This is a genomic window from Streptomyces collinus, from assembly GCF_031348265.1.
Classification (GTDB): domain Bacteria; phylum Actinomycetota; class Actinomycetes; order Streptomycetales; family Streptomycetaceae; genus Streptomyces; species Streptomyces collinus.
Window position 1 is genome coordinate 1,114,363 of record NZ_CP133771.1, and the last position, 15,360, is coordinate 1,129,722.

The window sequence follows — 15,360 nt, forward strand, 5'->3', positions numbered from 1 at the left end:
CCGCGCGCATCCGCCCGGCTCCTTCCGGGTCAGGACGGGTCCTCGTCCATCCTGCGGATGACACGCTCGGAGATCTCGGTCAGCACCCGCAGTTCGGCGGGCGTGACATGGTCCAGGAACAGTTCACGCACCGCCTCGACGTGGCGGGGCGCGGCGGCCTCGATCGCCTCGCGCCCGGCGTCCGTGATCACCACGAACGCGCCGCGCCCGTCCTCGGGGCACTCCTCCCGGACGACCATGCCCCGTCCGGCCATCCGCGCGATGTGGTGGGACATCCGGCTCTTCTCCCACTCCAGCGCCCGGGCCAGGTCCTGGTGGCGCTGCCGCCCTTCCGGACTGTCCGTCAGATGCACCAGCACCGCGTAATCCGCAGGCGACACCTTCGACTCCGACTGCAGCAAACGCCCCAGCCGCCCCCCGAGCCGCTCGTGCAGCCGGACGAAGCCGCGCCACGCGCGCTGCTCCTCCGGCGTCAGCCATCGCACTGTCTCCGTCATGGGGAAAGTGTAGGCATGGTTGATGCGTCACCGAATGAGGGGAAGGCGTCACGGGCCGGACGTATCATCGCGCGGTGGGCACTGGGGTGGGGATCACGGCGCCGTTCGGCCGGCTGCTGCGCGCGTTGCGGCACAGCCGCCGGCTGACGATCGAGGAGCTGGCCGAGGCCTCGGGGGTCTCGGGGCGTGCCATCGGCGACATGGAGCGGGGCCGGAGCCGGCGTCCGCACCGGGGCACCATCACGGCGCTCGCCCAGGGCCTGGACCTGGACGAGTCGGCGTACGCGGAGCTTCTCGCGGCCGCCCGCGCGGCCCGCGCCGGGGCGCGGCCCGCCGAGGGCGTCAGGGTCTCGCCCCTCACCCTGCCGAGAGGTGTACGGGACTTCGTCGGCCGGCAGGCGGAACTGACCGTGCTGCGCGCTCTCGCGCGGGAGGCCGCCGAGGGCCGAGGAGTGGCACCGCCCGCAGCTGTGGTGTCCGGCCCGCCCGGAAGTGGCAAGACCTCGCTGGCGGTCCGGCTGGCCGAGGAGCCCGAATCGCCCTGTCCCGACGGGGCGTTCCTGGTGGACATGCGGGGTCTGGACGATCGTCCGCTGCCCGCCGGCCAGGCCGTGGCGGTGCTCCTGAGCGCGTGGGGTGTGGAGGACGCCGAGCTGGCTCGGCTGACCGCCGAGGAGCGTCTCGCCCGCTACCACGAGCTCGCCGCCGGGCTCCGTGCGGTCCTGGTGCTGGACAACGCCGGCAGCGAGGCCCAGGTCAGGCCGCTGCTGCCGCGTGCGGGGCGGCTGCTCGTGGTGGTGACGAGCCGCCGTACGCTCGCCGGGCTGGAGGGGGTGCGGCGCGTCGGGCTCGGGGTGCTGAGCCGGCAGGAGTCCGCCGTCCTGCTGCGGGCCGTGGTGGGCGCCGGGCGGGTGGACGCCGAGCCGGGGGCCGCGGAGGCCGTCGGCGCGTTGTGCGGGCATCTGCCGCTGGCGCTGCGGGTGGCCGCGAACTGGGCCGCCACCCGCACCCACTGGAGCCTGAAGCGGCTCGCCGGCCGGCTCGCCGACGAGGACCGACGGCTGGACGCGCTCAGCGCGGGTGATCTGCGGGTCAACTCCGCCTTCGCGCTGTCGTGTTCCCGGCTCGCTCCCGAGGCCGCCCGGATGTTCCGGCTGCTGTCGCTCCTGCCGGGCGGCGATTTCAGCGCCGCCCCTGCCGCCGTGGTCGCGGACGTGCCCCTGCCCGATGCCGAGGACCTCCTGGAGGAACTGCTGGAGGCCGGGCTGCTGATGACGTCCCGTCAGGACCGCTACCGGCTGCACGACCTGCTGCGCCTGTACGCGGCGGCCCGGCACCGCTCGCAGGACGGGGAGGAGAGGTCGCTCGCCGCGCGGTCCCGGTTACGGCACTGGGCACTGGACACGGCCGTCCTCGCCGGACGCTGGCACGAGCCGGACTACGGGATGCCACCGGCGGATCCCGGCCGGCTGGTCGCCCTGGACGACCGTGAGCAGGCGGCGCGCTGGATCAGGGCCGAGGGCGACCTCTGGCTGGCCGCGTTCCGGGAGGCCGCGGCCCACGGCGAGCACACGCGGGTCGCCGAGGTCGCGGAGGCCATGCACTGGTTCTCCGACCACTGGGTGTCCTGGGGTCACTGGGTCGAGGTCTACGAGCGTGCCGCGGCGGCCGGGGCGGCCCTGGGTCACGCCGCGCTGGAGGCGACCCACCGCAACTACCTCGCCTGGGCGTACTGGGCCTGCGCACGCCGGCACGACGAGGCGGTGGAGTCGGCCACGGACGCGCTGCGTCTCGCCGGGGCGGCCGGGGACGTCCTCCAGCAGGCGTGGGCGCACGCGTACCTCGGCTGGCTGCGGGACGCCGTCGGCGAGGCGGCGTCCGCGGCCGACCACTATCACCGTGCCATGGCGCTGTTCACCGAGGCGGACGACGTCAACGGCTACCTCCAGGTGTCCTGCGGGATGATCCGGGTGCTGCGCGGGGCGGGGCGCGGTGAGGCGGCCGTGGAGACCTGCCGGGGCATCATGGACGCGCTCGCGGATCCCCGCCACCGGGACCGGATCCCCGACAACGTCCGCGAGTTCACCGTCCTGACCGCGCTCTACGCGGTGTCGTTCGTCCATCTCGACGAGGGGCGGTGGCAGGACGCCGTCGACGCGCTGCGCTCGACCCGCGGGCAGTTCGACGCCCGAGGATGGCACAAGCAGGCAGGCAAGGTGCACCTGCATCTGGCCCATGCGCTGGCGTGTCTCGGCGAGCGGGCCGAGGCCGCCGCGGAGTACCGGGCCGTGCTCGCCCTGGAGGACCGCGTGCCCGCGGACGTGCGGGACGAGGCCCGCGCGGGTCTCGCCGCGCTGACCGCGGGGCGGCCGGCGCCGCTCACCCGGTTCGCGCAGTGACGGGACTCAGCCCCGGCGGCCCGTCGCGGAGGCGAAGCCCAGCCAGGTGTGCCGGTTGTTCCACCAGCACCATCCGACCTTGGGCGCGTTGCGGCGCTCGCGGCCGTCCCGGCCGGTGCCGTTGCTGATCCAGATGGCCGGAGTGCGGGCGTCGAAGCTGCCGTCGGGCTTGCGCAGCCGGGAGCCGATGGTCATGAAGCAGAGGTTCCGCTCCAGGGCCCCGGGCTGCTGGAGCACCCAGTGGATGCCCTCGGTGAGCACCAGCGGGGTGCGGTCCTCCTTGGTGAGGGCGGGCAGGGCCTCGTCCGGCGACCAGTTGGCCATGTGGTCGCCCCGGTCGATGCCGTGGACGACGTAGAGCGGGGCGCCGGGCAGTTCGAGGGCGGAGGGGGTGAACGCGTCGACGTCGGCCATGTCGACGACGACGAAGCCCGGCTTGCCGGCGCGGCGGAGCAGCGGCGCGAGGGCCGAGGCGGGGGCCCGGTCCGGGTGCACGGCCAGCAGGGCACCCCGGGCGTCGGCCCCGGCTTCGGCCCGCGCGGCGAACGTGCGGATCTCCTCGGCGGACAGGCCGGCCAACTCGTGCACCCCCAGCTCGATCAGCCGCTCGGCCTGCGCGCTCAGGGCCGGGAGTGCGGTCGCAACGGTGGACGGGTCGGGCGTGGTCTCGGGCACGGTGCTCCCTGGGTCGGCGACGCGGACGGACTCGGACGTGGGCGAACTCAGGGGCAACGAGCCGGTCCGCCGGGACGTTCCCGCTCCGCCGCGTCCGTCACCGCTTCGCCGGCCAGGCCGTGGATCCGCCACTCGCGGGGCGCCACCCCGTAGGCCGCGCGGAAGGTGCGGCTGAAGTGGCTGGGGCTGGTGAACCCCCAGCGCCGGGCGACGGCCGCGACCCCGTCCCCCGGGGCCGGGGAGCGCAGCAGATCCCGGCGGCACCGCTCCAGCCGCTGCGTCCGGATCCACTCCCCGACCGTCACGCCCTCCGACTGGAACAGCTTGTGCAGGTAGCGGACCGAGACGAAGTGCGCGGCGGCGATCGCGGGCGGTGCGAGGCCGGGGTCGGCGAGGTGGCGCAGGATGTGGTCCTTGACGCGCACGAGGGTGGCCGCGGCGGTCTCCGGGGCCTGGGGGGTGAAGCGGCCGGAGCGCTCGTCGATCAGCAGCGCCAGCAGGTCCAGCGCCGTGGCGGCGTACTGCCGGCCCGCGACGGCGTCGAGGTGTGCCGCCTCGCGGGCCAGACGCGCGAAGTAGGCGGCCACCAGGGCGGCGCTGCCCTCCCGGCCGGAGAACGCCGTGGCGGTCAGCGCCCGCAGGTCCTCGTCGCGCACCCGGAGATCCTGGCGGGGGAAGTGGAAGGAGGTGAAGCAGAACGCGCCTTCCACCTTCTTCCGGAACAGCCGGGAGGAGTCGGAGAGGGAGAAGTCGCCCGGTCCGATGCGTGCCTCCCTGCCGTCCTGCTCCTTGAGGGCGCTGCCCCGCCGCTGGAGGGTCAGGATCAGGAACTCCTTGCCGTCCCGGGCGATCAGCCGCCTGCTGCGCGTCACGACCTGCGGACCGGCCTCGACCTGCGAGACCTGTAAGGAACCCAGGCGGTTGCTGACGATGCTGCCGGGCGACGGATCGTCCTCGAGGAGTCGTACGTCGAGCGGGATGAAGGTGCGGCTCACCGCGTGGTGCCAGCGCTCCCCCCGTTCGGCCGCTGACAGTGACGCGGTGGAAAGGACGACGGGCACCTGTATTCCCCCTGGGCATCATCAAGGCCGGCAGGTGGTCTCTGCTGCCGCCTCGACGATGTCACCACGCCGCCCAGGGGCGGTCCAGGAAGAATCGGGGGAAGAATCGGATGACTTCGCCGGATCGCTTCGCCGGGATTCGCCGGATCACTTCGCCAGGAAGGCGAGCAGCGCCGCGTTGACCTCCTCCGCGTGGGTCCACAGCAGACCGTGCGGGGCGCCCTCGATCTCCACGTAGTCCGCGGCCGGAAGGGCCTTGTGGAACGGCCGTGCGGTCCCCTCCACGGGCAGGATGCGGTCGCCCGTGCCGTGCAGGATCAGGGCCGGCACGTCGATCGCCGGGATGTCGGCGCGGAAGTCGGTGTACCAGGTCGCGGGCGCGGCGGCCGCGGCGAAGAATCCGCCGCGCGCGGCGACGAGCCAGCTGTTGCGCACGGCCTCCTCGCTGATCCGGGTGCCGAGGTTCTCGTCGAGGTTGTAGAAGTCGTTGTAGAAGGCCGTGTAGTAGGCGTAGCGGTCGGCCTTCACCGCCGCGACGACCCCGTCGAAGAATTCCTTCGGGGCGACCCCGTCCGGGTTGTCGTCGGACTTGAGCAGGCAGGGCTCCAGGGAGGCGAGGAAGGCGACCTTGGCGACGCGGGCCGAGCCGTACGCGGACACGTACCGGGCGACCTCGCCGGTGCCCATCGAGAATCCGACGAGGACGGCGTCGCGCAGATCGAGGGTCTCCATCACCGTGTTCAGGTCGGCGGCGAAGGTGTCGTAGTCGTAGCCGGCCGTCGGCTGGGAGGACTGCCCGAAGCCGCGCCGGTCGTAGGTGATCACGCGGTAGCCGGCGTCGAGCAGCACCGCGCTCTGCCGCTCCCAGGAGTGGCCGTCGAGCGGGAAGCCGTGGATGAGGACGACCGGCTGCCCGGATCCGTGGTCCTCGTAGTACAGGTCGACGGGGGTGGAGTTCTCCTGGCCCACGGTGATGTACGGCATGTGCTGCTTCCTCGTTTCCGAGCGGCTGGTGCAAGGGACCCGGCCACGCTAGGACGGACGGGAGCGGACCGATTGCCCCACAGCGCACCGGTGTTGACCCGGTGCGCACAGGCGGCCGGTGGTCCTCAACCTGGTGCGCCCGCTGTGTCCGGCGTGACAGCATCGGCGCCATGGAAGGGTTCATGACACCTGATCAGATGTCCGCCCGCACCTCCCGTGCCCTGGCCGCTGCCGTCGCCGCGGGGCGTGATCTGGGGCTCGACGTGTCCGACGCGAGGGTCGTCTACGACGTGTTCTCCGTCGTGGTGCACCTGGCTCCGTCACCCGTGGTGGTCAGGGTGCCGACCGTCCTGCCGCCTTACGCCGACGCCGGATACCGGGCCGCCCGGCAGCGACAGGAGCTGGCCGTGGCGGGGTGGCTCGCGGATCAGGGGCACCCGGTGATCCCGCCGAGCCCGCTCGTGCCGCGGGAGCCGGTGCTGCGGGACGGTTTCTCGATGACGTTCTGGCAGTTCGTGGAGCTGGACCAGAGCGCCGAGCCGGATTTCGTGCGTCAGGCCGGGCTGGTAGCCGACCTGCACGTCGCACTGCGCTCCTACCCGGGTGAGCTGCCGTTCCTCTCGGCGGCCGAACCGCGGTTCGTCACCGAGGGGCTCGCCGCGCTCGAAGCGCGCCCCGATCTCCTGGAGCCGGCCGATCTCGACCGCGCGCGGCGCGAGTGGGAGGTCCTGGAGCCGGTCGTCGCCTCACGGGCGGGGTTCGAGGCCGTGTTCCCCGGCATCGGGTTGCAGCCCGTCCACGGGGACGCCCCGGCGGCCAACATCGTCTCCGGTCCGGACGGCGTCCTGTACTCCGATTTCGAACTGACCACGCTCGGGCCGGTCGAGTGGGACCTTGCGGCTCTCGGCCCCGAGTGCGAGGCCGCTTACGACGAAGCGGCCGGGCGGCTGGGTCTGCGCCGGCTGGACCAGGACGTGCTGCGGGTCGTCAACGCGGTGGGCATGTCCCGCGCGGTGGCCTGTCTCGCGCTCGCGCCGCAGCTGCCCCTGCTGGTGGACGCGCTCAAGCCGGCGGTCGAGCAGTGGCGGTCGATGCCGTTCGCCGGGGGGCTGGGCGGCTGAGACCGGCTGCCCGCGGGCCGCTCACTCGGGCAGCGGCCGGTCGTCGACGACGTGCTTCATGACGAGGGTGGAGTTGAGGCGCTGGACGCCGGGGAGCCGGGCGAGCTGCTGGTCGTAGAGCTGCTGGAAGGCGGTCAGATCGGTGGCGGCGACGCGCAGGAGGTAGTCGGGGTCGCCGAACAGCCGCTGGGCCTGGAGCACGTGCGGGACGGCGGCCACCGCCTCTTCGAACGCGGAGACGGTGTCGGCGTCCTCCAGGCGCATGGTGACGAAGACGAGCGCCTCGAAGTCGAGGCCCACGGCGGACGGGTCCACCACCGCCCGATACCCGCGGATCGCGCCTTCGCGTTCGAGGTCGCGCAGTCTGCGGTGGCAGGGCGAGACGCTCAGCTTCACGCGCGCGGCCAGCTCGGTCACCGTGAGACGGCCGTCCAGCTGTAGCTCGGTAAGAATTTTCCGGTCCAGGGCATCCATGGAGAAGATTCTGCCTCAGACTGCACGGTCAAGGAGTAAAGAAGGGAACACCTTCGGTTCGATCCGGCCTAACCTTCCTCTCGCACCACGGCATGTGAGAGGGAACGATCGATGGACACGACCACGCTGGCGGCCTTCCTGGCAGTGGATCTGCTGCTGATATTCACCCCCGGCGCGGACTGGGCCTACGCGATCACGTCCGGCCTGCGGGACCGGTCGGTGGTGCCGGCGGTCGCCGGGCTGGTCGCCGGATACGCGGGCTACACCCTGCTCGCCGTGGCGGGGCTGGTGGTGATCGTGGCGAGTTCGGCGACGCTGCTCACCGCGCTGACCGTGGCCGGGGCCGGTTACCTGGTGTGGCTCGGCTGGGGAGTGCTGCGGCAGCCGGCCACCTTGACGGCCGCCGGGGAGCAGTCGGGCCCCGAGGGCACCTCCCGTCTGCGGGTCATGCTCAGGGGCATCGGGATCAGCGGCCTGAACCCCAAGGCCCTGCTGCTCTACTTCTCCCTGTTCCCGCAGTTCATCGACCCCGCGGGTGCCTGGCCGGTCGCCGGCCAGACCGGCCTGCTCGGCTCGCTGCACATGACCGCCTGCGCCGTCGTCTACCTCACCGTCGGAGTCCTGGCCCGCACGGTCCTGAGGACCAGGCCCGCCGCGGCCCGGGCTGTGACCCGTGTCTCCGGCGCGATGATGATCGTCATCGGCGGGTTCCTGCTGGTGGAGCGTCTGGCCGGCTGACGGCCCCCCGCCGGGGGTTCGAGCAGGGGATCCGCCCGGCCGTCCGGGTGTTCGCCCTGGTCACCTCAGCGCCCTGCGGCAGACGAGCCTCAGGGGGTCGGTAGCGGGACAATCGGTGCAGGGAATCGTGAGCAGGCTGCGGCGGCACACCCGGAGGCACCGTGGAGGGACGCGTACCGGAGGACCTGGTGGTCGTCGTCGACGCCGACGGGGCGATCACGGTGTGGAGCGACGGCGCTCGCCATCTGCTCGGCTACGAACCCGCCGAGCTCCTGGGCAAGCCCGTCACCGACCTGCTCGCCGCCCGGCTCCCGGAGTCCACACGGCGGCACGCGGCCGACGGCCGGCGCTGGGCCGGTGAGGTGGCGCTGCGGCACCGGAACGGCAACCACGTCGTGGTCCGGCTGCAGGGGACGCCGCTGGCGGACGCCGGGGGCGGGCGGCACTGGCTCGTGACCGGAACCGTGCCGGTGTACCCGGCGGCCCCGGCCGAACCGGGGACGACCCTGCCGCTGTGGGACCTCACCCTCGCCCAGCTCCCCGTGCCGGTGGCGGTCTACGACCGCGATGCCCGGCTGGTGGCCGCCAACGAGATCATGACCGAGGTCATGGGCAGGTCCGCGGAGGACATGAAGGGCCTGACCCTGTGGGAGATCGAGCCGAACCCGCCCTTCGACGAGTACGACCGCCTCCAGCGCGAGGTCCTGCGCACGGGCGAGATGATCTTCCACGAGGAGCACGCGCAGGCCCCGGGCCAGACCCGGCCGCACGCCTGGTCCATGTTCCTGTCGCCGCTGAAGGACGAGACCGGCGCGGTCCACGGCATGTCGGCGACCGTGTTCGACACGACGGAGCAGTACTGGGCCCGCCGCCGGCTGGCGGTGCTCAACGATGCCAGTCTGCGCATCGGCAGCACCCTGGACGTGACCCGGACGGCCGAGGAGATGGCCGAGGTGGCCGTGACCGGCGGGTTCGCGGACTTCGTCACCGTGGATCTGCTGGAGTCCGTCGCCCTGGGGGACGAGCCGGGACCGCTACCGCCGGACACACCGGTCACCGTGCGGCGTACTGCGCAGCTGTCGGTGCTCCGGGGCTGCCCGGAGTCGGTGGTCGCCTCGGGTGAGACGACCCGCTACCCGGTGGGGACACTGCCGCTGCGGATCCTGGACGCCGGCCGGGGCGTCCGGCACCGGCCCGGGGACCCGGAGCTGCAGGAGTGGCTCAAGTCCTCCCCCGCCCGCGCCGAGACCGTGTCCCGGTACCTGATCCACTCGGTGATGATGGTGCCGCTGCGCGCCCGGGGTGTGACGCTGGGCCTGGTGCACTTCCTCCGGCACCGGACGCCGGAGTGGTTCAGCGAGGACGACCTGCTGCTCGCGGAGGAGATCGTCGCCCGGGCGGCGGTGAGCGTGGACAACGCCCGCCGGTACACCCGGGAAAGCCGCACGGCGCTGGCGCTCCAGCGCAGCCTGCTCCCCGAGCGGCCTCCGGAGCTGGCGGCGATGGACGTCGCCTATCGCTATCTGCCGACCGGGGCCGGCGCGGACATCGGCGGCGACTGGTTCGACGTGATCCCGCTGTCCGGCGCCCGCGTGGCCCTGGTGGTGGGCGACGTGGTGGGCCACGGCATCCAGGCGTCCGCCACGATGGGCCGGCTGCGGACGGCCGTGCGGACGCTCGCGGACGTCGATCTCGCGCCCGACGAGCTGCTCACCCAGCTGGACGACCTCGTCATCCGGCTGGACCGGGAGGAGGGCCCTGAGGTGCGCGGCGCCCAGGAGGCGTCGGGGCAGGTCGGCGCCACCTGTCTGTACGCGGTGTACGACCCGGTGTCCCGACGCTGCACCATGGCGCGCGCCGGGCATCCGGCTCCCGCGCTGGTCACTCCCGGGGGCGGCGTACGGTTCCTGGATCTGCCGGCCGGGCCGCCGCTGGGTCTGGGCGGCCTGCCGTTCGAGGCCTCCGAGGTGCAACTGGAGGAGAACAGCCTGCTCGCCCTCTACACCGACGGCCTGATCGAGGCGCCCGACCACGACATCGAGGTCGGGATCGGCCTGCTGCACCGAGCGCTGAGCACTCCCGGGGGCACGCTCGACGAGACCTGCGACCGGGTGCTGCGCACGGTGCTGACCGGCCGGCCCGAGGACGACATCGTGCTGATGCTGGCACGGACGGCCGCGCTCGACGCCGCGAAGGTCCACACCTGGCAGCTGCCCCCGGAACCGGCGGCCGTGGCCCGGGCCCGCAAGATGGCGGGCGAGCAACTGGCCGAATGGGGCCTGACGGAGGTGGAGTTCGCCACCGAACTGATCGTCAGCGAGCTGGTCACCAACGCGCTGCGGTACGGGGGCGCCCCCATCGAGCTTCGGCTGATCCGCGACTCGACCCTCATCTGCGAGGTGTCCGACGGCAGCAACACCGCGCCGCATCTGCGCCGGGCCCGGGTCTTCGACGAGGGCGGACGGGGCCTGCTGCTCGTCGCCCAGCTCGCCGAGCGGTGGGGCAGCCGCCAGACGGCCACGGGCAAGACCATCTGGGCGGAGCAGCCCCTGCCCGCCGGGGTGTGAGCGGGGCTACCGCGTGTCGACGATGCCGCCGGTCACCGCGATGACCTCGCCGACGGTGTAGCTGGAGTCGACGTCGGGGGGGGCAAGGCAGGCGCAGGTCGGCGCGACCTCCTCGGGCTGGGCTCCAAGACCGCGCACGCCGCATGGTCGATCACCGTGCTGCTGCCCATCTGCCCCCGCTCCGGTCCGCTGTTGAGGTGGGCGGCGGCGGCGCCCCTTTGCGTGTGTCGTCCACGGCGCGGCCCGCTTCACCGGTCGCGCCGTCCTCGCCCGGCCCGCTTCACCGGTGGCAGGTCCCGGCCGCCCGGTACGGGCGCGATGCCCGGACCGGCATGCCGGCAGGCACGACGGGTACTCCGACGATCTTGCAAGCCGGCCTTCGGGCCGTCCGCCGTAGGAAGGAGAACCGTGTCTGACGAGACGGTGAAGAACGTCTTCGTGATCGGGCTCGACGAGGCCAATCTGCCCACGCTTCAGCAGGTCCCGGGAGCCGGCCGGCTGCGTTTTCACCAGCTGCTGACCATCGAGGAGCTCCAGGTCGGTGAAGTGCACCTGCCCACGCTGCTCGACAAGGCCCAAGGCGTGCTCGACGCGTTCGACGGCAGCATCGACGCGATCGTGGGCTACTGGGACTTCCCGGTCAGCACCCTCGTCCCGATGCTGAGCGAGCGCTACGGCACCCGCAGCACCAGCCTGGAGTCGGTGGTCAAGTGCGAGCACAAGTACTGGAGCCGGCTGGAGCAGCAGAAGGTCACCGACCGGCACCCGCGTTTCGGCCAGGTCGACCTGTCGGCCGAGCCGCCGCGCCCGCCGGAGGGCGTGACCTTCCCGATGTGGCTCAAGCCCGCCCTCTCGTACTCCTCGGAGCTCGCCTTCGGGGTCGGTGACGAGGAGGAGTTCCACAAGGCCGTCTCCGAGATCCGCGACGGCATGTCCCGCATCGGCCGGCCCTTCGAGCACATCCTCGAACGCATCGACCTGCCTCCGGAGATGAACGGTGTGGGCGGCCGGGTCTGCCTGGCGGAGGAGTCGATGTCCGGCGTCCAGGTCGCCGTCGAGGGCTACGTCCACCAGGGCGAGGTGACGGTCTACGGGGTCCTGGACTCCATCCAGTACCCGGACTCCCCCTGCTTCCTGCGCCACCAGTACCCCTCGACGCTGCCGCCGCCGGTCATCGCCCAGCTCCACGACGTCAGCGAGCGCGTGATGCGCCAGATCGGGATGGACTCGGCCACCTTCAGCATCGAGTACTTCTACGACCCGCGGACCCAGGAGATCAACCTGCTGGAGATCAACCCGCGGCACTCCCAGTCGCACGCGGAGCTGTTCCAGTACGTCGACGGCGTGCCCAACCACCACTGCATGGTCCGTCTCGCCCTCGGCGAGGACCCACACATGCCGCACCGCGAGGGCCCGTACGCGATGGCGGCGAAGTGGTACCACCGCTGGTTCACCGACGGTGTGGTGCGCCGGGTGCCGGGCCCCGAGGAGATCGCCCGCATCGAGCGGGAGACACCCGGGGTGCGCATCGAGGTGATCCCCGCAAAGGGCGACCGGCTCTCGGACCTCCCCGGTCAGGACAGCTACAGCTACGAGCTGGCGCACATCTACACCGGCGGCGCGGACGAGGCGGAGCTGCGGGAGAAGTTCGACCACTGCGTGGCCGCCCTGGGCCTGGCCTTCGAGGACGCCCCGGCCGAGGCCGACGCAGCCGAGAAGTGAGGAGCACGTGGGTTCCATGCGTTACGTGACCAACCTGCCGTACGAGACGAAGGAGGAGGAGCACGCCACGATCCCGATGTCCGACGGGGTCCGGCTCTCCGCGCACATCTGGCGCCCCACCTCCTCGGACCAGGAACCGGTGCCGGCGGTGCTGGAGTACATCCCGTACCGCAAGCGCGACCTGACGGCCGTACGGGACTCGATCCACCACCCCTACCTCGCCGGGCACGGCTACGCGTGTGTCCGCGTCGACCTGCGCGGCACCGGCGACTCCGAGGGCGTGCTGCGCGACGAGTACCTGGAGCGGGAGCAGGCGGACGCCGAGGAGGTCCTGGCCTGGCTGGCGGAGCAGCCCTGGTGCGACGGCGGCACGGGCATGATGGGCATCTCCTGGGGCGGGTTCGCCGCGCTCCAGGTGGCGGCCCGCCGGCCGCCGTCCCTGAAGGCCATCGCCATCGCCTCGTTCACCGACGACCGGCACGCCGACGACATGCACTACATGGGCGGCGCTCTGCTGTCGGACAACCTGGCCGAGGCGGGCACCATGTTCGCCTACGGCACCTGCCCGCCCGACCCGGCCGTGGTCGGTGACCGCTGGCGCGGGATGTGGCACGAGCGGCTGGAGAACACCGAGCCGTGGGTGCTGGAGTGGCTGCGTCACCAGCGGCGCGACGACTACTGGCGGCACGCCTCGGTGTGCGAGGACTACGCGAGCGTGCGCTGCCCGGTCCTGGCGTCCAGCGGCTGGGCGGACGGCTACTCCAACGCCGTGACCCGGCTGCTCGGGAACCTGGACGTGCCCCGCAAGGGGCTGATCGGGCCCTGGTCGCACAAGTTCCCCCACCTCGGGGAGCCCGGCCCGGCGATCGGCTACCTCCAGGAGCTGGTGCGGTGGTGGGACCACTGGCTCAAGGGCGTCGACAACGGCGTCATGGACGGCCCCATGCTGCTGGCGTGGATGCAGGACAGCGTGCCGCCCTCCACGTCCTACGAGGAGCGGCCGGGCCGCTGGGTCGGCGAGCCGGACTGGCCGTCGCCGCACATCCGGCCCGAGACGCACCCGCTCACGCGGCACACGATCGGACCCGCGCAGGAGGCCACGGCCGCGCCCTCCGAGGGCGGCGCGGCCATGACCGTGCGCTCGCCGCTGTCCGTCGGCCAGTTCGCGGGCAAGTGGGCCTCCTACAACGCGCCCCCGGACCTGCCCTACGACCAGCGGGAGGAGGACGGCGGCTCGCTCGTCTTCGACAGCGAACCGCTGGCCGAGCCGGTGGAGATCCTCGGCTCGCCGAGCGTGGAGCTCGACCTGACGGTCAGCGAGCCGGTCGCCCTGGTGGCCGCGCGGCTGTCCGACGTGAGCCCCGACGGCGCCGCGACGCGCGTCTCGTACGGGATCCTGAACCTGACCCGCCGTGACAGCACCGAATCCCCCGAGCCGTTGGAGCCGGGCCGGCGCTACCGGGCCACCATCCCGCTGAACGGTGTGGCGCAGTCGTTCCCGCCGGGCCACCGCATCCGGCTGTCCCTGTCGACGTCCTACTGGCCGCTGGCCTGGCCCGCACCCAAGCCGGCCCTGCTCGGCGTCCACGAGCACTCCAGCACGCTCACCCTGCCGGTGCGGCCGGTGAACGAGCCGGACGAGGTGGCGTCGTCGCCCTTCGGTGAGCCCGAGGGCACTCCCCCGCTCGCCATGACCCAGGTGACGCCCCCGGAGGAGCGCTGGGACGTCAAGCGGGACCTGATCGACTACCGCTCCGAGCTGGACATCGTGAAGGACCGGGGCACGGTCCGCTTCGAGGACATCGGCCTGGAGGCCGGCCGCCGCGCCCACGAGCGCTACACGGCGGTCGCCGACGACTTCACCTCGGTCGGCGGCGAGACCACGTGGACCATGCGGTTCCACCGGGACGACTGGGACGTGCAGGTGGTCACCAGCACCCGGCTCACCTGCGACGAGACGGACTTCTTCGTCGACGCGACCCTCGACGCCTACGAGGGCGACCGCCGGGTCTTCTCCCGCACCTGGAACGAGACGGTGCCCCGCGACCTGCTGTAGGCCGGGTCGTCGGCGGTGGGGGGCCGCGGCGGCCGGCCTGATCCGAGCACCCCGCGGCGGGGCGGGAGCGGACCGGTGCCGCTCCCGCCTGTGGCCCCCGTCCGTGCGCGGGCGGATACTGGACGACTCGCGATACGGACCGGTTCCGGACCCCACCGTCACCGCCTGGAGGACCACATGACCGTGCGCACAGGACGTGTCGAACTGACCCCCGCCGCCGAGGAACTGCTGCGGCGGCTGACCGGGACACACGGGCCGGTGATGTTCCACCAGTCCGGCGGCTGCTGTGACGGCAGCGCCCCGATGTGCTACCTACGCGGCGAGTTCCGGGTCGGCGCCTCGGACGTCCTGCTGGGGCACGTGGCCGGGGACACCCCGTTCTGGATGAGCGCGGACCAGTTCGCGTACTGGTCGCACACGCATCTCACGGTGGACGTGGTCCCCGGCCGCGGCAGCGGCTTCTCGCTGGAGGCGCCGGAGGGCGTCCGCTTCCTGCTCCGCTCCCGCCTCCTCACCGACGAGGAACTGCGCCGCCTCGACGCGGAGCCGCCCCTGCCGGACGGGGCGGACCACAGCGCCTAGGGTGGGCCCATGTACACGTCCCGGGTCTCCGGCCATGTCGACGCGCCCCGTGCCGCCGTCTACCGGGCGCTGATGAGCGCCGAGGCGATCGCGCGCTGGCGGGTGCCGGACGGGATGAGCGGCGAGGTGCACGAGTTCGACGCCCGCGAGGGCGGCAGGTTCCGTGTCTCGCTCACCTACGAAACGCCGGACGCCTCGGGGAAGTCGGCCGCGCACACCGACACCTACCACGGCCACTTCGCGCGGCTGGTGCCCGACGAGCAGGTGGTCGAGGTGCTGGAGTTCGAGGCCGTCGACCCCGCGTTGCGCGGCGCCATGACGCTGACGACCACGCTGACCGACGCGCGGGGCGGCGGCACCGACGTGCTCATGGTCCACGAGGGCATCCCCGACGCCGTGCCCGCCGCCGACAACGAGACGGGCACGCGCATGGCCCTGGCGAACCTGGCCCGGTTCGTCGAGGCCGACGGTTTTTCCTGACGGA

At 72.7% G+C, this 15,360-nt stretch carries 14 protein-coding genes; 8 read left to right on the top strand and 6 right to left on the bottom strand.

Annotation, left to right across the window (positions count from 1 at the left end; all coding sequences use genetic code 11):
- Positions 1 to 29 precede the first annotated feature (29 nt).
- Positions 30 to 497, bottom strand: coding sequence for a MarR family winged helix-turn-helix transcriptional regulator (locus RFN52_RS04915; RefSeq protein ID WP_184842846.1), 468 nt, complete (start codon positions 495 to 497; stop codon positions 30 to 32).
- A gap of 74 nt (positions 498 to 571) precedes the next feature.
- Here RFN52_RS04915 and RFN52_RS04920 point away from each other — a divergent pair, with 74 nt between their 5' ends.
- Positions 572 to 2,896: a helix-turn-helix domain-containing protein gene (locus RFN52_RS04920; protein WP_184842849.1), complete on the top strand. Its 2,325-nt coding sequence runs from the start codon at positions 572 to 574 to the stop codon at positions 2,894 to 2,896.
- 6 nt (positions 2,897 to 2,902) lie between these two features.
- Here the strand turns inward: RFN52_RS04920 and RFN52_RS04925 are convergent, their stop codons facing one another.
- From RFN52_RS04925 to RFN52_RS04935, 3 genes are all read right to left on the bottom strand, one after another.
- Entirely contained in the window at positions 2,903 to 3,571 is a 669-nt protein-coding gene (locus tag RFN52_RS04925; RefSeq protein WP_184842852.1) for a DUF5701 family protein, read from the bottom strand.
- Positions 3,572 to 3,618: 47 nt separating this feature from the next.
- Positions 3,619 to 4,632, bottom strand: coding sequence for a helix-turn-helix domain-containing protein (locus RFN52_RS04930; RefSeq protein WP_184842855.1), 1,014 nt, complete (start codon positions 4,630 to 4,632; stop codon positions 3,619 to 3,621).
- A gap of 147 nt (positions 4,633 to 4,779) precedes the next feature.
- Entirely contained in the window at positions 4,780 to 5,616 is an 837-nt protein-coding gene (locus RFN52_RS04935; protein WP_184842858.1) for an alpha/beta fold hydrolase, read from the bottom strand.
- Between the two features lie 182 nt (positions 5,617 to 5,798).
- Between RFN52_RS04935 and RFN52_RS04940 the strand changes: the two genes are divergently transcribed.
- On the top strand, positions 5,799 to 6,737 hold the full coding sequence (locus RFN52_RS04940) for an aminoglycoside phosphotransferase family protein (protein WP_229856851.1): 939 nt from the start codon (positions 5,799 to 5,801) through the stop codon (positions 6,735 to 6,737).
- Between the two features lie 21 nt (positions 6,738 to 6,758).
- On the opposite strand, the gene RFN52_RS04945 is transcribed toward RFN52_RS04940, so the two are convergent.
- Entirely contained in the window at positions 6,759 to 7,211 is a 453-nt protein-coding gene (locus RFN52_RS04945) for an Lrp/AsnC family transcriptional regulator (protein ID WP_161369706.1), read from the bottom strand.
- A gap of 111 nt (positions 7,212 to 7,322) precedes the next feature.
- On the opposite strand from RFN52_RS04945, the gene RFN52_RS04950 reads away from it, so the two are divergent.
- Positions 7,323 to 7,949 carry a LysE family translocator gene (locus RFN52_RS04950; protein WP_184842865.1) on the top strand — a complete coding sequence of 209 codons (627 nt, stop codon included), beginning with the start codon at positions 7,323 to 7,325 and terminating at the stop codon, positions 7,947 to 7,949.
- A gap of 161 nt (positions 7,950 to 8,110) precedes the next feature.
- Positions 8,111 to 10,516, top strand: a complete 2,406-nt coding sequence (locus tag RFN52_RS04955) for a SpoIIE family protein phosphatase (protein ID WP_184842868.1) — start codon at positions 8,111 to 8,113, stop codon at positions 10,514 to 10,516.
- Between the two features lie 6 nt (positions 10,517 to 10,522).
- Here RFN52_RS04955 and RFN52_RS04960 read toward each other — a convergent pair whose 3' ends face one another.
- Complete coding sequence (locus RFN52_RS04960; protein WP_311240896.1) at positions 10,523 to 10,654, bottom strand: hypothetical protein; 132 nt, start codon at positions 10,652 to 10,654, stop codon at positions 10,523 to 10,525.
- A gap of 270 nt (positions 10,655 to 10,924) precedes the next feature.
- Here RFN52_RS04960 and RFN52_RS04965 point away from each other — a divergent pair, with 270 nt between their 5' ends.
- From RFN52_RS04965 to RFN52_RS04980, 4 genes are all read left to right on the top strand, one after another.
- Entirely contained in the window at positions 10,925 to 12,238 is a 1,314-nt protein-coding gene (locus RFN52_RS04965; protein ID WP_184842874.1) for an ATP-grasp domain-containing protein, read from the top strand.
- A 16-nt stretch (positions 12,239 to 12,254) separates the two neighbouring features.
- Positions 12,255 to 14,294, top strand: a complete 2,040-nt coding sequence (locus tag RFN52_RS04970) for a CocE/NonD family hydrolase (RefSeq protein WP_184842877.1) — start codon at positions 12,255 to 12,257, stop codon at positions 14,292 to 14,294.
- Between the two features lie 177 nt (positions 14,295 to 14,471).
- The gene (locus RFN52_RS04975) at positions 14,472 to 14,876 is read left to right on the top strand and encodes a DUF779 domain-containing protein (RefSeq protein ID WP_184842880.1); all 405 of its coding nucleotides are present in this window, start codon (positions 14,472 to 14,474) and stop codon (positions 14,874 to 14,876) included.
- Positions 14,877 to 14,885: 9 nt separating this feature from the next.
- Positions 14,886 to 15,356 carry an SRPBCC domain-containing protein gene (locus tag RFN52_RS04980; protein WP_184842882.1) on the top strand — a complete coding sequence of 157 codons (471 nt, stop codon included), beginning with the start codon at positions 14,886 to 14,888 and terminating at the stop codon, positions 15,354 to 15,356.
- The last annotated feature ends 4 nt before the right edge of the window (positions 15,357 to 15,360 follow it).